18 protein-coding genes and 1 other RNA gene are annotated in these 20,816 nt (G+C 51.4%); 9 read left to right on the top strand and 10 right to left on the bottom strand.

Annotation, left to right across the window (positions count from 1 at the left end; all coding sequences use genetic code 11):
• Window positions 1-189: 189 nt before the first annotated feature.
• From putP to ACJJI5_RS18270, 3 genes are all read left to right on the top strand, one after another.
• Entirely contained in the window at window positions 190-1,656 is a 1,467-nt protein-coding gene (gene putP, locus ACJJI5_RS18280) for a sodium/proline symporter PutP (protein ID WP_282931667.1), read from the top strand.
• A 152-nt stretch (window positions 1,657-1,808) separates the two neighbouring features.
• Complete coding sequence (locus ACJJI5_RS18275) at window positions 1,809-2,321, top strand: O-acetyl-ADP-ribose deacetylase (protein ID WP_413664781.1); 513 nt, start codon at window positions 1,809-1,811, stop codon at window positions 2,319-2,321.
• Between the two features lie 107 nt (window positions 2,322-2,428).
• Entirely contained in the window at window positions 2,429-2,893 is a 465-nt protein-coding gene (locus tag ACJJI5_RS18270; RefSeq protein WP_108732210.1) for an Mpo1 family 2-hydroxy fatty acid dioxygenase, read from the top strand.
• A 50-nt stretch (window positions 2,894-2,943) separates the two neighbouring features.
• Here ACJJI5_RS18270 and ACJJI5_RS18265 read toward each other — a convergent pair whose 3' ends face one another.
• Entirely contained in the window at window positions 2,944-3,429 is a 486-nt protein-coding gene (locus tag ACJJI5_RS18265; RefSeq protein ID WP_282931670.1) for an Lrp/AsnC ligand binding domain-containing protein, read from the bottom strand.
• A 195-nt stretch (window positions 3,430-3,624) separates the two neighbouring features.
• Here ACJJI5_RS18265 and ald point away from each other — a divergent pair, with 195 nt between their 5' ends.
• Window positions 3,625-4,770, top strand: coding sequence for an alanine dehydrogenase (gene ald / locus ACJJI5_RS18260; protein WP_282931671.1), 1,146 nt, complete (start codon window positions 3,625-3,627; stop codon window positions 4,768-4,770).
• Between the two features lie 283 nt (window positions 4,771-5,053).
• Here ald and ACJJI5_RS18255 read toward each other — a convergent pair whose 3' ends face one another.
• From ACJJI5_RS18255 to ACJJI5_RS18245, 3 genes are all read right to left on the bottom strand, one after another.
• Window positions 5,054-6,406 carry a phosphate ABC transporter substrate-binding/OmpA family protein gene (locus tag ACJJI5_RS18255; protein WP_445354861.1) on the bottom strand — a complete coding sequence of 451 codons (1,353 nt, stop codon included), beginning with the start codon at window positions 6,404-6,406 and terminating at the stop codon, window positions 5,054-5,056.
• Window positions 6,407-6,665: 259 nt separating this feature from the next.
• Window positions 6,666-7,382 carry a 16S rRNA (uracil(1498)-N(3))-methyltransferase gene (locus ACJJI5_RS18250; protein ID WP_445354860.1) on the bottom strand — a complete coding sequence of 239 codons (717 nt, stop codon included), beginning with the start codon at window positions 7,380-7,382 and terminating at the stop codon, window positions 6,666-6,668.
• A 54-nt stretch (window positions 7,383-7,436) separates the two neighbouring features.
• Window positions 7,437-8,297, bottom strand: coding sequence for a 6-carboxytetrahydropterin synthase (locus tag ACJJI5_RS18245; protein WP_445354859.1), 861 nt, complete (start codon window positions 8,295-8,297; stop codon window positions 7,437-7,439).
• Between the two features lie 134 nt (window positions 8,298-8,431).
• Between ACJJI5_RS18245 and ffs the strand changes: the two genes are divergently transcribed.
• Window positions 8,432-8,529: signal recognition particle sRNA small type (ffs, locus tag ACJJI5_RS18240), an RNA gene on the top strand.
• Window positions 8,530-8,779: 250 nt separating this feature from the next.
• Window positions 8,780-10,639, top strand: coding sequence for a M2 family metallopeptidase (locus tag ACJJI5_RS18235; RefSeq protein WP_445354858.1), 1,860 nt, complete (start codon window positions 8,780-8,782; stop codon window positions 10,637-10,639).
• A gap of 106 nt (window positions 10,640-10,745) precedes the next feature.
• On the opposite strand, the gene ACJJI5_RS18230 is transcribed toward ACJJI5_RS18235, so the two are convergent.
• The 6 genes from ACJJI5_RS18230 to purM form a co-directional block, all read right to left on the bottom strand.
• Window positions 10,746-12,062 (bottom strand): YlbE family protein, encoded by a 1,317-nt coding sequence (locus ACJJI5_RS18230; RefSeq protein ID WP_444927014.1) that lies wholly within the window; start codon window positions 12,060-12,062, stop codon window positions 10,746-10,748.
• 2 nt (window positions 12,063-12,064) lie between these two features.
• Window positions 12,065-12,838: a type IV pili methyl-accepting chemotaxis transducer N-terminal domain-containing protein gene (locus ACJJI5_RS18225; protein WP_444927015.1), complete on the bottom strand. Its 774-nt coding sequence runs from the start codon at window positions 12,836-12,838 to the stop codon at window positions 12,065-12,067.
• A gap of 506 nt (window positions 12,839-13,344) precedes the next feature.
• The gene (locus ACJJI5_RS18220; protein WP_413664789.1) at window positions 13,345-14,748 is read right to left on the bottom strand and encodes an outer membrane protein transport protein; all 1,404 of its coding nucleotides are present in this window, start codon (window positions 14,746-14,748) and stop codon (window positions 13,345-13,347) included.
• A gap of 244 nt (window positions 14,749-14,992) precedes the next feature.
• Window positions 14,993-15,697, bottom strand: coding sequence for a DUF3108 domain-containing protein (locus ACJJI5_RS18215; RefSeq protein WP_282931679.1), 705 nt, complete (start codon window positions 15,695-15,697; stop codon window positions 14,993-14,995).
• Between the two features lie 101 nt (window positions 15,698-15,798).
• The gene (purN, locus tag ACJJI5_RS18210; protein WP_445354857.1) at window positions 15,799-16,443 is read right to left on the bottom strand and encodes a phosphoribosylglycinamide formyltransferase; all 645 of its coding nucleotides are present in this window, start codon (window positions 16,441-16,443) and stop codon (window positions 15,799-15,801) included.
• Window positions 16,443-17,504 (bottom strand): phosphoribosylformylglycinamidine cyclo-ligase, encoded by a 1,062-nt coding sequence (gene purM, locus ACJJI5_RS18205; RefSeq protein WP_282931681.1) that lies wholly within the window; start codon window positions 17,502-17,504, stop codon window positions 16,443-16,445. The genes purN and purM overlap by 1 nt, the downstream gene beginning before the upstream one ends.
• Before the next feature lie 277 nt (window positions 17,505-17,781).
• On the opposite strand from purM, the gene ACJJI5_RS18200 reads away from it, so the two are divergent.
• The 3 genes from ACJJI5_RS18200 (at window position 17,782) to ACJJI5_RS18190 (ending at window position 20,802) form a co-directional block, all read left to right on the top strand.
• Entirely contained in the window at window positions 17,782-18,879 is a 1,098-nt protein-coding gene (locus ACJJI5_RS18200; RefSeq protein WP_445354856.1) for a DUF2066 domain-containing protein, read from the top strand.
• A 1-nt stretch (window position 18,880) separates the two neighbouring features.
• Window positions 18,881-19,594, top strand: coding sequence for a DnaA regulatory inactivator Hda (hda, locus tag ACJJI5_RS18195; RefSeq protein ID WP_282931683.1), 714 nt, complete (start codon window positions 18,881-18,883; stop codon window positions 19,592-19,594).
• A 275-nt stretch (window positions 19,595-19,869) separates the two neighbouring features.
• Window positions 19,870-20,802, top strand: coding sequence for a universal stress protein (locus ACJJI5_RS18190; RefSeq protein ID WP_445354855.1), 933 nt, complete (start codon window positions 19,870-19,872; stop codon window positions 20,800-20,802).
• The last annotated feature ends 14 nt before the right edge of the window (window positions 20,803-20,816 follow it).

The following is a 20,816-nucleotide window of genomic DNA, read 5'->3' as shown; positions in this document are numbered from 1 at the left end:
GTTGTATCCAACATATATGTAGTTTGCTGATTGAGTCGGCGCCACCTTATGGGTAGATTTACGCGCAATAAACATAACAATTTTTAGGTGGTGCTCTTTCCATAGCTCAATGCGCTGAAAAATTGAGCAGGAAAACGCAGACTATTCCCGCGCCAAGTACCACCCCACTTTGATCAGAAGGAATCCCTTATGGCCGCCGAGTGGCTGATCGCCCTTACTTTTGTCGCCTATTTGGCGTTGATTGTTGTTATCGGTATTTACGCCTACATGCGTACAAAAAATGCCAGCGACTATTTCCTCGGCGGCCGTTCCCTGCCGCCGGCTGTGGCGGCCCTGTCTGCCGGAGCCTCGGATATGAGTGGCTGGCTGCTTCTGGGGTTGCCTGGCGCGGCCTATGCAGCGGGGCTCTCCGCCGGTTGGATCGCAATTGGCCTTTTCTCTGGCATCGTTCTGAGCTGGGTGACAATGGGCCGGCGCCTGCGCATCTACACCTATGAGCTGGACGACTCCCTGACGGTGCCAGCCTATCTGGATCGTCGGTTTAAGATGGGGCACCCCTATCTGCGCACCGTCTGCGCGATATTCATTCTGTTATTTTTCCTTTTCTATGTGGCTTCCGGCCTGATTGCCGGCGGCAAATTGTTTGAAACGGTGTTTGGCTGGGATTATCGCTGGGCGGTGATTATCGGTGCGGTTGCCGTTATTTCTTACACCCTGTTTGGCGGGTTTTTGGCGGTGTCCTGGACTGATGTGTTCCAGGGACTGCTGATGAGTGCGGCGTTGATTGCGGTGCCCCTCGTTGTTATTTCTGACCAGGGTGGTTTTTCTGCCAGCTGGACTCGCCTGCAAACGGAGATGCCACAGCTGACCCACTGGATGACAGATAACACCGGGCAAACATTAAGTCTTGTGGCGATACTCAGTTCTCTTGCGTGGGGACTGGGCTACTTCGGCCAGCCGCATATTTTGGCGCGATTTATGGCGGTGCGCAGCCCTAACGATATTCCGGTTGCGGCGACAGTGGCGGCGGTTTGGTCTCTGGCGGGCTTCTTGGGCGCAATGGCGGTAGGTTTGTTTGCACACCTGGAAATCCAGCAGAGCCTGCCAGATGGCGAAACTGTATTTATGGAAATGGTACAGGTGCTGTTCCATCCGCTAGTTGCCGGTGTTCTTTTGGCGGCGATTTTATCTGCCATTATGAGTACGGCAGACTCCCAGCTGTTGGTGTCCTCGGCTGCGCTGGCGGAGGATATTTACCACGTTTGGTTTGGTCGTGAGACCACTCCGGAAGCCATGGTGAAAGTGGGGCGCTGGGCGGTGGTTGCTTTATCACTGGTGGCTGTGTGGATTGCGATGGACCCGGATTCCAAGGTTCTGGATGTGGTGAGTTACGCCTGGGCTGGTCTGGGCGCTGCCTTTGGCCCGGCGTTGTTGATCAGTCTCTACTGGTCCCGTATGACCGGTAGTGGCGCTATTGCCGGTGTTATCGTTGGCGGCCTCACCGTTGTGGTGTGGGAGCAACTCTCCGGTGGCATTTTTGATGTTTATGAGCTGTTGCCGGGTTTTGTTTTCTCTTCAGCTGCTATCGTGTTAGTGAGCGCGCTGACGAAGTGCCCGGAAGCCGTTGCCTCACAGCACCGCAAGTTGCTTGGTTGAGGGGGCAGGGCAGGACTTGAGCCCGAGCGACTTGCTCGGGCCGAGACAGACCAGCCGCGCTAGGGACGCATCTCTGGCAAAGGTGCGACTGTTGTGAAGTGAAATGGATTTCCATCCGCAGCAATTATTCAAATAGCGGTTGGAGATGCTGAGTGATCAAAGTTCATCTCGGTGATATCACTCGATTGCACGTCGATGTAATCGTCAATGCTGCCAACAGCCGTCTCTTGGGAGGCGGTGGTGTCGATGGGGCCATACACCGCGCAGCGGGGCCCAATCTACTGGAGGCCTGCCGCAGTTTGGGCGGTTGTCCTGTTGGTGAAGTGCGCGCCACTGGCGCTTATTCCATTCCCGTAAAACGTATCTACCACACGGTTGGGCCTGTTTGGCGCGGCGGCAGTTTGGGTGAGCCCGAGCTGCTCTCCAGCTGTTATCGGCACTGCCTGGCATTGGCTCGGCGCGAAAATATGCGCTCGATTGCTTTTCCGGCGATCAGTTGTGGCGTTTACGACTACCCCCCGGAGCTGGCCGTAGAGGTGGCTGTAGAGCAGGTGCAGCAATTTCAGGAGAAGGAGGGGGCGCCGCAGCAGGTTGTATTCTGTTGTTTCGATAAATCGATGGCGGATCTCTATCTATCCCAGTTGGATGCCTACGTTAGGCGCTAAAAGCCACGTTTTGTAGGCCTCGTGGTATTTTCGGCCATTGATTGATATCCATGGGTTGGGGATTATTATTGCTCTGACAATAACAATATAAGAATGAGGAGATTGTCATGCGCAGTGCCCAGCAGTGGTTTTCCGAGTATGGTGAGAGTCATCAGAATCCGATCAACAAATCCATTCATTGGATTGCTGTTCCCGTAATTTATGCAACTGTGGCCGGACTTTTGTGGGCAGTTCCGCAGCCGGAATTTATGGCGACAATTCCCTGGCTGAACTGGGCTGTCGTGGTGACAATCCCGATTCTTCTGTTTTATTTCGCGATGTCGTTTCCCATTGCCCTGGGAATGACGGGATTAACGGTTCTGTGTTTGTGGGCTTGGTCGGTATTGGAGCGGCTGGGGGTGCCTATCTGGCAGACGGCACTGGCCCTGTTCGTCATCATGTGGGTGTTCCAATTTATTGGCCACCATATCGAAGGTAAGAAACCCTCTTTCTTTAAGGACTTACAATTCCTGTTGATCGGCCCTGCCTGGGTGATCGGGTTTATTTATCGGAAACTGGGCATTCAATACTGATTGCCGGTTTATGCAGATGAGTGGCTGCGGCCACTCATCGATCTATCCTGCTATCGGTTGTAGTGAACCGGTACTTCCAGTGTCTCTTTAACTTCTTCCATCACCACATAGCTGGTGCACTCCTGCACCTCCGGCAGTGTCAAAAGCGTTTCACCGTAGAACTTACGGTAGGCACTCATATCCGCCACCCGGGCTTTGATCAGGTAATCGAAATTCCCCGATACCAGGTAACACTCCTGCACTTCCGGCAGGGCGGCCACGGCGTTGCGAAATTCCTCAAAGGCGTCCTGTGCGGATCGATTCAGCCTGATCTGCACAAAAACTACCAGGGCGGCATCGAGGTACTCCGGGTTGATCAGGGCGGTGTAGCCCTGAATAACATTGTCACTTTCCAGGCGTTTGACCCGTTCGACGCAGGGGGTCGCGGTCAGACCTACCTGTCGGGCCAGCTCTGCATAGCTGGTTCGTCCATTCTTTTGTAGAACACGCAATATGTTCCGGTCGATAGTGCTTAGCTCTCCCGCACGTTTGCGCATAACTGCTGACTCCGAATTGGTCGACATGGTCAAAAAGTAGACTTGCCGACAGGTTGTGTAGTGGATTCCACTAGTTTTATCAAAAATCTGCTAAATATCCACTTCTTATCTGTTCTTATACTGGGGAAAACATAGAAATTAGGTACTCCTATTTGATTAAGGCAGTACCGAGCGCACAGAGCGAGGAGAAGGAAAATGTTGATTGGCGTCCCTAAAGAGATTAAGAACCACGAGTATCGTATTGGCCTGACGCCGTCGAGTGTTCGCGAACTGGTTGGCCACGGTCACGAAGTGATCGTACAGAAGGATGGTGGTGCCGCTATTGGTTTCCCCGATGAGATGTACGTTCAAGCCGGCGCCAAGATTATCGATACTCCGGAAGAGATTTTTGCCACTGCCGATATGATCGTCAAGGTAAAAGAGCCCCAGCCCCACGAGTGCGAAATGCTGCGCCCTGGGCAGGTTCTGTACACCTACCTGCACCTGGCTCCAGACCCCAAACAAACTGAGCTGCTGGTGAAATCCGGCGCTACCTGCATCGCTTATGAAACTGTAACCGACCGCTTCGGTGGCCTGCCCCTGCTGGCGCCTATGTCTGAAGTTGCCGGTCGTATGTCTGTACAGTGCGGTGCTCACCACCTGGAAAAAGCCCAGGGTGGTCTCGGCGTACTGCTCGGTGGTGTTCCCGGTGTAGCTCCCGCTAAAGTCCTGATTATCGGTGGCGGTGTTGTTGGTACTAACGCAGCGAAGATGGCCCTGGGTATGGGTGCTGACGTTACTATCCTCGACCGCTCCCTGCCGCGTCTGCGTCAGCTGGACGATATTTTCGGTGGCGCGGTTCGCACTGAGTACTCCACTAACGATGCTATTGAAAAGCACGCACTGGAAGCTGACCTGGTTGTTGGTGCGGTTCTGATTCCTGGCGCGGCAGCCCCCAAACTGCTGACCCGCGACATTATCAGCCGTATGAAGAAAGGCGCAGTTGTAGCTGACGTTGCTATTGACCAGGGCGGTTGTTTTGAGACCTCCAAGGCGACTACTCACCAAGAGCCTACTTACGTAGTTGATGGTGTCGTTCACTACTGTGTTGCCAACATGCCCGGCGGTGTAGCTCGCACCTCTACTATGGCCCTGAACAATGCCACCCTGCCTTACGCGGTAGCCCTGGCAAACAAAGGCGCCAAGCAGGCACTGTTGGACGATTCCAACCTGCTGGAAGGCCTGAATGTTCACGCTGGCATGGTGACCTACCAAGCCGTAGCCGATGTATTGGGTTACGAGTTTGTAGATCCCAAGCTGGCTCTGCAAAAACAAGCAGTAGCGGAAGACGCTGTAGCTTAATTGCCCCGGTGGCCGCCTGCGGGCGGCCGCATTGTAAATAAGCGGTAACGCGCTTGTTGTTGGGAAGTTTCCCCCGGAGCGCTCTTTGCGTTCCTCTCTGTGAGACCTGGTGGCATAGCCACTAATTGATAGCCGCGTACTTACGCGGCTTTTTTATGCGCGTTATTTATGTTTTGGAGAAAGCTTAACTTGTTGTTTAGGGAAAAACTGGGGAAGGGGAGGAGGAAAAGAAAAAGGATGCTGAGGGACTTCCTTGTCGCCTCACGGGGGAGAAGGGCTAGGATTAAATAACCCAGATTTCTACCCGGCGATTTTTTATCTTTGAGCTTGAGCTGTTGGAGGCTACCGGCAGATAGGCACCAAAGCCCTGAACCGGTGCTGTATTAATCTGGTGATCCCTGAGTGCGGAGCGAACGGTAACTGCGCGTAGTTTTGATAAAACGATTGAGCGCCCCTCACTGACTTTTTCATCGCCAAACCCGATCAATAGCAGTTGCTTGTGGCTGTTCTCAGGCTTTTGCATAAAGCGGACAAGGCGCTGTATATCCTGTTTTGCCTTGTTATCTAAAGAGGCACTGCCTTCAGAGAAGCGGAAGTTAATGCTTAGGCGCTCAGCATTTTCCGTTAATTTCAGGTACTCGCTGGGGCCCTCCCGGTTGGCTTCAGGTTTTACACCGATCGGCGTCTGCGCGACAAACCCAGTGGCCTTTACCTGCTCCTGCCCCTGCTCACTCTGTACAAAGTGCAGGAACTCTTCGGCGGCGGGTTTTAAACCGTAAGCAGCGGTATAGAGAAAAAGGCGGCGGGAGAGGGGGTAGTCTTCAGTTGCAATTGTCAGATGTTCTGGAGCTTGTGGTTGGGTGTTCTGATCGGATACTGACACTGCCTTGGCCCGTCGAATAGATGCCAAGCCGACAAATCCAATACTATTGGGGTTTGCCGAAACACGGTCCGACAATTGATCATTCGATTCGAAGCGTTTTGCATTGGCAATAAGGGAGTGCTTTTTTCCAAGCACCAAGCTTTTAAACGTATCCCAGGTGCCGGATTGATTATCTCTCGCCAGAACTTTGATGCGACCTTTCTGCCCGCCCACTTCAGACCAGTCGGTAATTTTTCCGGAAAATATTGCTGCTATTTGTTGCAGGGTTAATTGGCTGATGGGGTTTTGAGGGTGAATAATAATTGCCAGGCCATCGATGGCAATAACATGTTCTGCACTTTGGCCGCGCATATCTCCAAAGCGACTCAGGGCTGTGTGCTCAGTATCTTTTATTGGTCGCGAAGCCATGGCGATATTGGCCTGGGAACGTTCAAGGCCTTTAAATCCGGTGCTCGAACCGTGTGCCGCAATATCGACATATATTTTTTTGCCACCGAGATCCCCCTGTACTCGAACCTCATTTTCTTTCCCTAAAGGGATAATCTCCAGATTACTGCCACCACGGGCTTCGAGGTAATCGCTCACCAGGTTGGGCGCCAGCTTTGCACCGACAGTATTGGAGCCATGTAAAGTAAAAAGCAGGCCCGATGTGTCGGGAGGGAAGCGGGTTTGGGCTGTGGAAGTAGCAGCCAGTGCCCCCCCAAGAAGAAGGAGGGAAAGGGTTTGCTTTAGCCGGTTTAAGAATACGCTCATAGTAATTCGACCGTAAGGTGGTAAAACGAGGGCGCAAAATATGACTTAATTGTGACAAATTGATGAAATATTGATTGCTAAATTACGCAATTGTCTCATCGTGAGAGATAGGTAACTTTAATGGGTTTTTTTTGAACAAATGAAGTATGGAGAGTTAAGCTTTCGTAAAAGCTTGCTCTATGTTTTAAAAAGCAATAAATCAAATAGGTGTTTAGAGGCCCCCGTGAAGGTGTATTAGAGCCTCTAAAGTTTGAGTAAGTTAAAAAGCGGGAAATAACCGGCTAATTAGGACTGGCAGTGCAGTTTCCACTCGTAAAATACGTGGACCCAGGTGAACGGATTGAAAACCTGCTTCCTGGAGTTTCTCGACTTCATAACTGATAAAGCCGCCTTCAGGGCCAATGGCTAAAGTGGTCGGTTGCTTTATGTCCACAGGGCAAGCCGTTCCCCCTACTGGATGAGCCACCAGTTTACGAGAGTCACTGGAGAGGGAAGGGAGTTCGTCTTCGACAAACGGTTTGAAGCGTTTGCGCAACAGAATTTCCGGCATTTGCGTATCGACAGCCTGCTCTAGTCCGAGCAAGCATTGCTCAAAGAGTTTGTCTTCCTGCAACCAGGGAGTTTGCCAGTAAGACTTTTCGACCCGGTAACTATTAATTAAAACCAGTTTTTTGACCCCGAGCGCAGTCAGGTGCTGGATAACCCGCTTGAGCATTTTGGGGCGAGGCAGGGCCAAAATAAGTGTGAGAGGTAATGGCTGGGGCGGATCAATTGCGAATGCCACTTCAAGCTCAACGCACTTCTCGTCGAGTTTAACAATCTCGCCACTACCTATTTGCCCGTCGAGCATTCCGACACGAAGTTGTTGTCCCGGTGCTGCTCTGTGAACCTTGGTGATATGCTCCAGCTGGCGTCCACTAAGGCGGACGCGATTGGGACTAATAAAGTCGTGCTTTTGTAAAACAATCAGGTTCAAAGTCGGGCGCCTTGGTACTTCAATTTATAATGGTGTCGATGCTATGGGGCTGGATTAGCTGGTTTGAGCTGAAGCAATCGCGCCTTTGCCAATACCTTCGTAGGCTCTTACGGTAATCGCTTTCCCCGGTTCTCTTGCCGCCAGGGTGTTGGCGATATATTGGGCCAACTGCTCCACCGTGGTATCACAGTCAAGAATTTCACAAACTTTGGCAGGGATGGACAGGGTGAAGTTTCCCTGTTGCGCACTGTAAGCAAAGTTATGGATTTCCTCACTGCGATCATCGGCAGTTGTTGAAACCAGATCCTCGCGAGTGCCCAGGTAGATATCTTCCCAGCGCTCAGCCCAGTACTTTTCCAGCTCTGTATCGCGTTGGCCACCCGTCATGACCTGAATGCGTGAACGGTGTCCATGGGCGATACGTTGGCAGTTGCCAAGGTGTTTTTTCAGGCCATGGCTGTAGTGGTAGAAGGCATCTTCAATCACTTCACAGTGGAAGCTGAGCTTGAGCTTCTCCACGCTGTCGGGGAAGTGGCTGGCCAGCTGCTGGACACACCAGACGGCGACGCTCTCAGGAGTAATTAACTCGGCGTCCACTAAGGCAAAAGCTTGTTCTGGACCTGAGACTTTAATAGAAGCCCCGTTTTCCAGTAGCCAGGTTAGGTTAACCTGGTCTCTATTGTGCTCCAGGGTCAGTTGGGGTGAGCGGGTAGGTACCAGGAGGCGGTGGTCGACTTGATCATCCAGCCAATGCCTCAGGGTCTTTTTCACTATGCCAAAGTCGCAAACCATCCCCTGTTCATCCAAGGCGCCATCGAGGGCTGCGTTTGCCAGCCAGGTCTCGCCTACGATGCCTCGTCTTGAGTCGAGGTAGCTGAAGTCAACGTTGGTTAAATTATCGACAAACAAGTGCATGAGTAACTCTTTGCAGGGGGTGAGATAGTAGTCGTTTATTATAACCTGTTAATAGGGCTGGATCTTATTCGTTTATGCCTCTATAATCGCGCCCTCTTCGGATGCACTGGCACCGAAGATCGTTGTGGCGGCCCTCCCGGTCCCCTCGCAATGAGCAGCTGTGAACTCCGCCAGGCCCGGAAGGGAGCAACGGTAGCAGTGGTATCATGTGCCGAGGGTGTTGCTGGTTGGGCTGCCTCCAATCTCTCCCTTCTTTGTTTCAAAAATCATCCCCTGAAAAATCCCGTTGAGAGTGTTTTGCTCGACCGTGTCCTGGGTTTTTACTCTTTTCCTCACCAAATTTTTTCCCGCAAAGACGATATAAAAGGGGATTTTGTGTCGATCTGGCTCGATCTTCGGCCTTGCCGTCGCTGATCGTGTGGGGCTTATGCTATAAACGGCGTCAACTATAAGCAGATCTAAAAATGATTCTTGAGGAGAAAATGAAAAAAGTTGCTCTCTCGATAGCGGTTGCCGTTGCACTGTCTGCCTGTGACAGTGGGCAGCAAGCGGTAAAACCGGTTGGTGTGGCCCAGGCGACTGCGGAAAGTCCAGCTGATAATTCCCAGCTGACAGCCAAAGATGCGCAAGCTTTCTTAAAAGACGCCCAAGCTCGCATGGAAAAAATGGGACAAGAGGCAAGTCATGCCGCTTGGCTCGCTTCTACTTATATCAATATTGATTCCCAATATGTAGAGGCTTTGGCTTCAGAGCGATACACCACCCTGGCAGTGGAGCTGGCTTCAGAGGCCGCCAAATTTAACGACCTGGACCTGGACCCGGATACCCGTCGCCAGTTGACCATGTTGAAGCAGGGTTTGGTTTTCCCCGCACCGAAAGATCCGGCATTAACTTCTGAGCTGGCGCAAATTGGCTCAAAAATGCAGGGCATGTACGGTGCCGGTAAATACTGCCGCGAAGATGCTGGTGAAGAAAAGTGCTATACCCTGACCGAGATGGGGCAGGTGATGGCGACTAACCGCGATCCTGAATTGCTCAAGGATCTGTGGGTTGGTTGGCGTAAAGTTTCTCCTCCCATGAAGCCTCTGTATGAGCGCCAGGTGGAGATTGGTAATGCGGGCACCAGAGAATTGGGTTATGACAACCTGAGTGTTTTCTGGCGCTCCAAATACGATATGGCTCCGGATGCCTTTGCGGCGGATATGGATACCCAGTGGGGTAAAGTGAAGCCATTGTACGAAGCTTTGCACTGCCATGTTCGCGCCAAGTTGAATGAGCATTACGGCGATGACGTAGTGCCGGCCCAGGGTAAGATCCCTGCACACTTGTTGGGTAATATGTGGGCCCAGGAGTGGGGTAACGTCTATGACATCGTCAAAGACGATGACATGCAGGCGCCCTATGATTTGACTCAGCTGGTGGTTGATTCCGGCATGAGTGAAAAAGACATGGTTAAAGTGGGGGAGAAGTTTTTCACCTCCCTGGGCTTTAAGCCTCTACCGGAAACTTTCTGGGAGCGCTCTCAGTTCACCCAGCCACGTGATCGCGATGTGGTTTGTCATGCCAGTGCCTGGAATATGGATGGGCAGGACGATCTCCGCATCAAGATGTGTATCAATAAAACGGGTGAAGACCTGGTTACCATCCACCACGAGTTGGGCCACAACTTCTACCAGCGCATCTATAAAGATCAGCCTTTCCTCTATAAAAATGGCGCTAACGACGGTTTCCACGAAGCTGTTGGCGATACCATCGCGCTTTCCATCACGCCGAAGTACCTGAAGGAAATCGGTTTGATGAATGAGGTGCCGGATGAGAGTAAAGATATCGGTTACCTGATGCAGCAGGCGCTGGATAAGATTGCCTTCCTGCCATTTGGTCTGCTCGTTGATAAGTGGCGCTGGCAGGTATTCAACGGTGAGGTGAAGCCGGAAGATTACAACAAAGCCTGGTGGAAACTGCGTGAAGATTACCAGGGCATTGCCGCTCCGGTAGAGCGCTCCGAAGAGAACTTCGATCCGGGTGCCAAGTACCATATCCCCGGTAATACACCTTACGCTCGCTACTTCCTGGCGCGTATCCAGCAGTTCCAATTCCACCGTGCGCTGTGTGAAGCCGCTGGTGAAACCGGACCGTTGCACCGCTGCTCCATCTACCAGAATGATGAGGCTGGTAAGAAGCTGCGCGCTATGTTGGCAATGGGTGCAAGCAAGCCCTGGCCGGATGCTATGGAAGCGCTCACTGGTCAGCGCGACCTGGATGCTTCCGCCATTATCGATTACTTCCAGCCGCTGATGGCGTATCTGGAAGAGCAGAACCAAGGGCGTCAGTGCGGTTGGTAATCTGAGCTTTTAGTTTGTCGGTATTAGAAAAAGGGGCTTTGCCCCTTTTTCTGTTTTATGCCCATGTGAAATATGAATCTTGGGAATTCGTTGTGAGGCTCAGTTATTAGTGGACTGAGGGTTGCTCTTCCTCTGAATCCAGGAAGCTGGCAGCAGCATTTAAAAATGCTTCCAGCGGGGGGTGCAGAGACCCGGTACCGACTTGATAGTGGTTCATGCTTTTGTGGGCCAGGCCAGAGTTGATAGTTGGTGTTGTACCGGTTCTTATGATTTTTAGCAGGTCAAAACCAAATGGAGCGCCTCTACCCTCAATGCCTGGAGTAACGACAAAGTCACTCTCAGAGTGGCAGATATCATACATCTTCAATATGCTGTCGATGTTGTCTTGGTATGTTCCTGAGGATATTTTAAGGGTGCCGCCAAAACCCATGGTCTCGGTGATAGCACTGTCTCCCATGTCCCGGTTGACATCTGCAGGAGTGATTCCCGGCATTAACAGTCCATGGCCAACCCCCGCTAAGCCGGTAAACCAGGCCTTATCCAGCCCTGAAACTTGAATACCAAATTCCGTCCCATTGCGAGCCATAGTTGTAATAATGCTGCTGTGAGGAATACCGCTGCCAGCATCGGAAACAACTTTGCAGGTCGCCATGATTGGGTTTAATGGGAATGTCTCATCCTTGTAGATTTGGTTGGTAATCCTTTCAATATCTTTTCGCTTTTTACTGGCCCGAATAACTCCCGGCATTAAAATTCTAGAGAAAATCAGTGTGGCGGCATTAGTCATTACATGGCAGTCGTCTCCCATAAGGAGACTCCGGCCAATTATAGGTACAAAATCAATTCCGCCTTCATCCTGGATTGCTTGATTTAGTACGGGGGCAATTTCGTCCTCTATCCAACGAAGGTAATCGATGGCCTCTTTGTCATACACGCCAAAGCGAATAGAGCTGCCGCGGTAATCGGCGCGATCATCACTAAGGTTGGAATAAGCCCGATTGCCGGATAGCTTATCTTCGACAATATACACAGACATTGAATGGGTAATAATGCCAGCCATGGGCCCGACCGCATTGTGGTTATGGCAAGGCTCAAGATCAACCTGGCCTTCCTCCATAACCTGCTCCGCTTCAGCTTTATTTTTAGCCAGGCCTTCATAAATCAGACCGGCAATGATTGCGCCTTTTAACGGTCCAGATGCCCGCTGCCAGGTTATTGGGGGACCGGCATGCAGGACTAAATTTTTTCGCATTCCGGGAATGTTGTCGCCAGCTTTACCTATCCCGATCAAAATCGGCACAGCCTGCTTCATGCGCTTAATGGATTCGTCATTAGCTTGCTGATTGAGTGCCTGGAACTCAGGCGTTGCCAGTTTATGGAGGATTTCTTCGGTACTGGGCCTGAATTCAATATCCGTTCTCATCCCTACTCCCCTGAATTTAGCAATTCAGCATATTGTTCAGTAATGATGTTCATATTGCGTAGCATTAGATCCGTGGTGCCGGTAATTACCTGAATTTGGCGCTTTTCAGATATTTTCATATTTCCCTCAAACCCCCGGCTGGCGTAACTCAGGTGGTCTTTTGCTTTGCGTAGATTGTCATTGATCTCTGGAGTATTGAGGGGGCTCTCCAATAGCTGGTTCAGTCGGTTGGAGTATTCGGAGAGATCTTCCTGCAATCCGGTTTCGGCATCATCCAAGGATACTTCCCATAGTTTAGCAGCGTAGTTCTTGGCGATTCTCTGGGAGAGCATACGCTGGCGACCGGCGATATTAATGAGCTCGGCGCTGTTGTGATTGGCGACTTGTTGGAGTTGGACCACATAGGTGTGGGCGGCAGAAAGAAGGGAGTTGCTGCGCTGAAATAATTCGCTGGCGCTTTGTTTATTGACTGGTTGTGAGGCGACAGACTCAAACGCTTTCCATTCTTTTTCAACTTCAACAAGTTGATCTCTGATCTTTTCTGCGCCATGAAAATTATTTAGTTTCTCGTGATTCTTTTTAAATTCGTGAATTGATCGGGCAAATACCTTTTCGTGGCGCTCTGCATCCGGTTGAATGCCGCGCAAGATGTAAGTCTGGGTAATGCGCTGGGATAGCATTCTCTGTTTACCAGCCGTATTGATGGCGTCTCCCATAGAGAAGGCTGCGACATCCAGGCTTAAAATTAACAAGATAAATACTGCTGACAACTTCATGATTTTACTCTTGTAGTTTGACTTACTTCACAATTTAAGTGGGTTTTATGTTTGCAATGCATGCGTGAGCCCTCTCGGTTAATGAGAGGTCGCAGAGGTATTACGGAGTTATTCAGAGGTCCTTGAGTAACAGTGATGTGAGCTTATAGGTGCTGCTTTCTGAATAAGGCGATTTTGAACAATATTGATAAGTTAAACAAATAAGCTCCAAATTCCATTGATTGAGCAAAAATAAATAATTTAAATACGTTGTTAGGAAATATGATTTTGCAAACTCATCTGGTTTTAGGATTTGACGTTCCTTATATCAAATTTAAGGATGGAGATATCTAACCCTTTTTTTCGATGTTAACGCTTTGGTGGTATTTGGATTGGGGGTGAGGGGGAGTTTTCTGGGGAGTGGATTGTTGTGGGGTTAATGGAGGCTTAGGTGAGGAGGACAATAGCTGGGAATAAAAAAGGCCCTACCAGGGGTAGAGCCTTTTTCCTATCAGATCTAAGGTGATTTAGAACTGGTAATTCAGAGCCAAGCTGAACAGGTAAGCTTCGGTTTTGGTGGTGCCACCATCGAAGTAGGTAATCAGGGAGTCGTTAATGTTGTTAGCTTCCTGGATAACTTCGTCATCACCCCAGATGTAGGCGAAAGCGCCATCAACAGTGAGTTTGTCAGTTAGTGAGTAGGTGCCGCCAACAGTCAGCCACTGGCGATCAGTGTCGGGAATAGACAGGGTACGCCAGGTAATCGGAAGGTCTTCGCCTACCAGTTCTGAGAGTTCTTCGGTTTCATGGCGGTTCAAGCCGTCGCGGGCAGCGCCTTGATCGTAAGCGTAACCAAAGCGGAAGGTCCACTCGTCATTGCGGTAGTATTCACCACCGATACTGAAACGAGAGCCGCTTTGGAAATTTTCTTCTTTCAGCAGAAGCGGGTTGTAGTCTTCACCAGCGGAGGGGATAAAGGCTTCGAGGCGCTCGAAACGGTCCCAGTTGGTCCACATGTAACCTACTGCCACACCCCAATTATTGTTGAAGCGGTGGTAGAAGCCCAGCTCCAGGGTGTCAGGCAGGTTCAGGGTCAGGTTGCCGGAAGTATCGTCAAATGAATCCAGCGGGCTCGGAGCGATGTCGGAGCTTACTTCACCCTTAATTTTGGGGTCGTACTTAGCGTGGTAAGAAATACCTGCGCGAGTGTTGTCGCTGATGCGCCACAGGCCGCCGATGGTCCAGCTCAGGTCCCAGGCATCCCCTTTTACGTCCAACACGGTGGCGCCGGAGGGGTTAAATCCAAAGGCGGGTGCTACAACGTCACCGATCAGGAAGTCATCGGGGAAGGTGGTGTTCAGTTCTGCATCAACGTAGAAAATATTCGCTGCCAGGCCAATGCTGAATTGATCGTTAAAATCGTAAGCAACAGATGGCTGGATGTTTACAGTCAGCAGAGAGGTTTTGTTAGCGATCGTAGTTGCGGGGAAGTTATCCGGGAAATCAGTTTCCAGGCCAAAGTCGGTGTACATGGCCAGGCCCCAGGACCACTCATCATTGATGGGGGCGGCCAGGTAGCCGTTGGGGATTACTGCGCTGGTGGCGTAGTCTTTGGCGCTCGCGGGAGTTTCGAATCCCAGGTAGCCAGTTTCCTCACTGCCGACATAGTAGGTGACATCACCATCAACATCGATTTCGGGATCAACGTAAGTCGCACCAAGAGAAATGGTGTAAGTATTGAATAGAGCTGAACCGGCTGGGTTGCGCGCAAGAATTGCAGCGTTGTCGCCGATAGTGTTTTCGGCAGCAAATGCGCGGCCAAGGCCTGTTGCACTGGTTTCCTGCAAGTAGAAACCTGCAGCCATAGCGCCTTGGGAAACGGAGCTGATAGCTGCGGCCAGAACTGCGTGTCGCAGGTATTTTTTATTCATGAGAACCCATCTCTAAGTCTGCTGATTACTGAAAGCCATAAACAGGTTGGAATAAACTCTGCCATGGCAGGAAGGCCTTTAGACTTATATAAGTACCTTCCACTTCCGTAGCAAATCCCTTACTAAAAAGTCTAGCAATACGTCATTGCCCTAGTGAGGGAGAGGAGTGACTTTATAAAGACAATGGGGACAAAAATCTATCCAAGTCGACGGATTTTTTTCCATCAGTCGAAAATGTGGCCATTTATTGGCTGGCAGCGACTTTTTCGCCGTTGATGGATAAATTTGTCAGGTTGATTTGATATCTTTTGCCATTTTCTTCTCTTTGGATAAGTTTCACCAAAGCGTAGTTCCATTGCGGTGCGATCCAGACAGTTGTCTCTCTTCCAGAGTCTTTATCTCTCACTCGAGCGACTTTAATTGTCTCCACCGGGCCCAGAGGTGTTTTTAGGGTTTCAGTGCCAACTTGACTGAATTTGTAATCGCGAATTTTTTTGCCGTCGGCAACTTTGTATTGAAGGTCTGTTTTTCCAGCGGCGACATCGAGTGCCAGTTGGATTTGATAGCTCACCTTGTCAAGAATATTGGGTGGGGCGTCTTTGAGATCTCGCTCCGGATTATGGACGTTAAAGATCATACCTTTTGACGGTTCGAAATTAAGCACCGTGGCGCGATTTCGACCAAGGCCTTTGCGGCGATATTCGTAATGTTGGGGGGTGATATGGCCATCCTGGCTGGTAAAGCGAGAGTACTCTTTAATGCTGGCAAAAAGGGCGCTGCTATCGAAGTCCAGGCGCCAGTTGCCGTCCTGTCCGGACAATTCCCGAGTGGCGGTAATGCTGATCCCATTAAATCGGGCGGCGTAGGTGGCTTTGAAAGGTTCCAGCTCAGCAGCAATTGCCTGGCCGGTAATTAAAAAAAGAAACAGAGAGGTAGCAAAAAGGCGCACTGTGATATCCCACAAAAAACTGAACCCTTTTGAATACTAGCTGGCGAGGCGCGCAAAGTACATTGAAGGACTTTTACCCCGCCAGCTATCAAGGGCTGGTTTTATGCGGAAACCTGAACCCCGTGGTGAGGTAGTAATTCACCATCCAGCTGAACTCGATCATCCGCCATTTGCAGGCGCTGCTGAGCAAACCAGGTAACCGCCATGGGGTAAATGATGTGCTCTTGAACCTGCACTCGCTTTGCCAATAGCTCTGGAGTGTCTCCCTCCTTTACAGGAACAATGGCTTGGACGATAGGTGGCCCGCCGTCGAGCTCCTCGGTGACAAAATGCACGGTTACTCCGTGTTCTTTGTCCCCGGCTTCCAGTGCCCGCTTATGGGTATGCAGGCCCTGGTACTTCGGCAGTAAGGAGGGGTGAATGTTGATCAGGCGGCCGTTGTAGTGGCGCACAAAGTCGGGTGTCAAAATACGCATAAACCCAGCCAGTACAACCAAATCTGGTTTGCACTTGTCGATCTCTTCGATTAAGGCGTGATCGAAGGTTTCTCTGCTGGAGTAATCCCGGTGATTCACCACAGAGGTGGGAACGCCTGCCTGTTCTGCGCGAGTCAGCCCATAGGCATCTGCCTTATTGCTGACAACCGCAGTCACGGAAAAAGGCGCGTCCTCTTGTGCGGCGGCATCCAGCAGAGCCTGCAGGTTGCTGCCACTACCGGAGATTAATACGGCAACTCTACAAGACATTACAGCCCCGCCAGCTCTACTGCTTCCGCCCCTTCTTTGGCATCTTCGATAGTGCCAACGACAAAGGCGTCTTCGCCCATTTGCTTGAGAGCGGATAGTGCCGACTCGGATTGCTCTGCAGGCACGCAAATAACCATGCCAACACCGCAGTTAAACGTGCGGTACATTTCGCGGCTATCGATATTGCCTGCATCACGCAGCCAATTAAATACTGGAGGCATTTCCCAGCTGGTGACATCAATACGCGCGCTGCAGCCTTCGGGCAGTACGCGGGGCAGGTTTTCCAGTAAGCCGCCGCCAGTGATATGGCTTAGCGCATTCACCTGGAAGGTCTTCATTAATTGCAGCAGGTTTTTAACGTAGATACGGGTCGGGGCCATCAGCGCCTTGGCCAGGGTTTCACCGCCGATGTCCTGCTGGAGATCGGCACCGCTGACTTCGAGAACCTTGCGGATCAGGGAGTAGCCATTGGAGTGGGGGCCACTGGAGGCCAAGCCGATCAATACGTCGCCAGCTTTAACTTTGCTGCCGTCGATGATTTCAGATTTTTCTACGACACCGGTGCAGAAGCCTGCCAGGTCATAATCGTCGCCTTCGTACATGCCGGGCATTTCGGCGGTCTCGCCGCCGACCAGTGCGCAGCCTGACAGCTCACAGCCTTTGCCAATGCCGGTAACTACTTCTGCAGCAATATCGACATTGAGTTTGCCGGTTGCGTAATAGTCGAGGAAGAAGAGGGGTTCAGCTCCTGCTACGATCAGGTCATTCACACACATGGCGACAAGATCGATACCGATGCTGTCGTGAATGCCCAAGTCCATTGCCAGGCGTAACTTGGTACCCACACCGTCGGTGCCGGAAACCAAAACCGGCTCTTTATAGCCGCTTGGTAGTTCACACAGGGCGCCGAATCCGCCCAGTCCGCCCATTACCTCGGGGCGGGATGTGCGTTTGGCGACATTTTTGATGCGCTCTACCAGTGCATTACCTGCGTCGATATCGACACCGGCATCTTTATAAGAGAGGGATGTTTGCGTAGATTGCGGCTTGGAATCGCTCATGATTCTTCCTGCGGTGGGTATTCGAAGGGCGCGTATTCTATCTGGGTCTTGCCTTGGTAGCCACGCCCAGACGGCATCTCGAAGGGGGATTTCGGCATTTTCTCGCCATTTGAACTGTGAAATCACTCCGATAGTGAGAACTCGGGGCTGAGAGAAACGTCTGACGCTGATACAATAGCCGCAATTTTTAGTCCGCCCTAAAATCTGGCGTCTTGCACATCGATAATAATTTCTGCAAGCTCAGGGGCGGAAAATAAGAGGTTTGGAGAGAAGTCCTATGCACAAGCTGCTCCGGCAGGGATTGGTGTTGCAGTTGCTGGCTCTGATCATCAGTGTTCTAGCCCTACCGGTTCAAGCTCGAGTCATCTCGGATTTGTACGAAGTTGTCGAGGCTGTGTCGAGTCGCGGAGCCACGGATCGTACAGCAGCCGGAAGTCGCGGCCTGGAACGTGTGTTCGTACGTGTTACGGGAGATGCCGCTGTCGGTAGTAACCCAAATGTGCAGCCGATATTAAAGAATGCACAGCAGTTTGTTCAGGGGTATCGCTATACCCGCGAGGACAATCAGCTCTACTTACACCTTTCCTTTGATCCCCAAGCGATCTCCCGGCAAGTTAATCAATTGAACTTGCCCGTGTGGCCTAACAATCGCCCCGGTACTTTGGTGTGGCTTGCAGTAGATACCCTGCAAGAGGGACGCAGTGCTTTGAGTGAAGAGGCGACCCCGGAGCTCTTCTCTGTACTCGAGGCAATGGCTATCGAGCGCGGTGTCCCCCTGGATTTCCCGGTAATGGATCTTAATGATCAGCGCAATATGCCCCTGGGAGCTCTCTGGGCCCAGGATGAGCAGGCAGCTGAGAAGGCGGGTTTTCGCTATAGTCCCGATGCCACTTTGATGGGGCGGGTGCTTCAAGCTTCGGGCCATCGCTGGCAGGCAGATTGGTTGCTAATTCACGGCGGTCGCAGTTATGCCTTTGATACTGCCGGAGGTTCGCTGGAAGAGGTCGCTCTGCGCGGCGTTAACCAGCTGGCCAATATTCTCGCGCAGCGCTATGCGGTGTCCCCAAATGGCCAGGACAATCAGTTGGGCGCGGTGATTGTTGAGTTATCTGGTATCGACAGTTTTGCTGATTATGCCAAGGCATCTGGTTATCTACAGGGGTTGGCACAGGTCAGCAGTGCTAACCTGCTCTCTGTTGAAGGGGACCGAATGCGCCTGGCACTGGTCACTTCGGCAGGGTTGAGCAATTTGCGTGATACGCTGGCTCTAAACCATAAATTGCGAGCACAAGCGGACGGAGACGCCATTAACCTGAATGGATACCGTTCACCCTTGGGCAGCGCTGAGAATCCGTTGCGCTATCACTGGGATTGAGATGAGTATTCCGCAACAATTGCCGCTGGGGGTATCCCTGCGGGATGACGCCACTTTTGATAACTTCTACCTGTCGGATTCAGATCCAAATCGACAGGTAGTTGCCCTGCTGCAGTCTTTTGCCAGTGGCGAGAATCCCGAGTCTGTAATTTACATTTGGGGTGAGGCGGGTAGTGGTATTAGCCACTTGCTTCAGTCTGCTTGTCAGTGCGCAGAGGCCAATGGTCGCTCTTTCCATTATCTCCCTCTCGCAGACCTAATGAACATGGACCCGGCTGTTATTCTCGACGGACTCGAACGCTTGGACCTTGTCTGTATAGATGATGTTCATTTGTTGGAGGGACAGCCCGAGTGGCAGACCGCTATTTTCCATCTCTATAACCGAGTTAAGGATGGCGGCAGGCAGTTATTGATGGGGGCTCGCAAGTCGCCCCGCGGTATGGATATTGCCCTGGCTGATTTGCAGTCACGCCTGCACTGGTCCCTGGTGTTCCAGCTCAAAACTCTGAATGACAGCGATAAAGTTGCCGCCCTGCGCCGTCGCAGCCGTCTGCGCGGTTTCGACCTGCCGGAAGATGTGGCCCAGTACATATTGCACCGCGCCCCGAGGGATACTCGAGCACTCTTTTTGTGTCTGGAGGAGCTGGACCGGGCTTCTCTTATGGCTAAGCGTAAAATCACCATTCCTTTTGTTAAGCAGGTTTTGGATATCTGACCCCAGAATTGGGCCCTCACCGACCTGCTTTAGCCTCCTGGGCTCATTTGGGCTCCTTTGCCTTGTGTTTTGGTGACACTTGACGCTTTTTCCGTCTATTATGGTTGGTGTTTGCTCACTTCACCTTCCCCTATCTACTCCTGCGCGATCTCCTTCACCTGTGTATTTCCGTGTGAAATCTGCTCTGCTCACGATACTAATTTGAAGCAGCGAGTGGGTTTATGGTGAGTCTTGCCCCTGTTTGCTCCCAAATGTCTCTGGTTGAGGGCAGCGTTATGCCAAACATTCATAAAATCCTGTATGTCAGCCATGCTGCTGAGGATGAAAGCAGTGGACTCATGCAGGCTTTTGCAGTGGCGCGCAATCATCAGGCGGAGATAAAGGTGTTACTGGTCTGTCCGAAGGTGCCGGAAGGGTTTGAGGAGTTTAGTCGGCTCTGTGTGAGGACAATGCTTGATAGGGTCAGGAGTGAAATTGAGTCGGCCCGCGTACATATGGAGTTATCGGCGGAAAGGACCAATTTGGAGATTGAGTCAGATTGTGGTGCCCGACCTGCCGAGAGGGTGATTCGCCGGGTATTGGCTGAGGGCTATGACCTGGTGATCAAGAATGTTGAGGGTCGCAGCCAGCTTAAGGGCTTCAAGGCAATGGATATGGATCTGCTGCGAAAGTGTCCCTGCCCGGTATGGCTGTGCCGCCCAATCAAGGAACATCGCAACAAGATACAGGTGGCTGTTGCTCTCGACCCTGAATGCGAGGATGGCAGCAGTTATGACTTGGCGATCCGGTTGCTGCGCTGGTCGCGAGTACTCGCTGACAGTTGCAGTGGGGTATTGAATGTTATTTCCTGTTGGGACTTCGATATCGATGAATACTTGCGGCGCCATTTTCCCTTGAGCGCCTCTGAGGAAGAGTTGGATGAAGCCACTGAATCAGCGCGGGCCCAACACCGATCAAAGCTCGATGTATTGATACGTGCATCCGGAATTGAGGGGGAAATACGTATTCACCATGTGGTTGCCCATCCAGATAACTTTATTCCATTGCTGATTGATGAAGAGGGTCTCGACTTGCTGGTTATGGGCACTGTTGGACGGGCGGGTATTCCCGGTTTCATTATGGGGAATACAGCAGAGAATATATTGCAGAAGGTCAGTTGCTCCCTGCTGGCTCTGAAGCCCAGTGACTTTGTATCGCCGATAAAATAGTTGTGGATTATGGG

This window comes from Microbulbifer maximicatervae (SeqCode) (assembly GCF_052467955.1).
The sequence above is the reverse complement of the archived record's forward strand: the minus strand, read 5'-3'. Positions and strand labels throughout refer to the sequence as shown.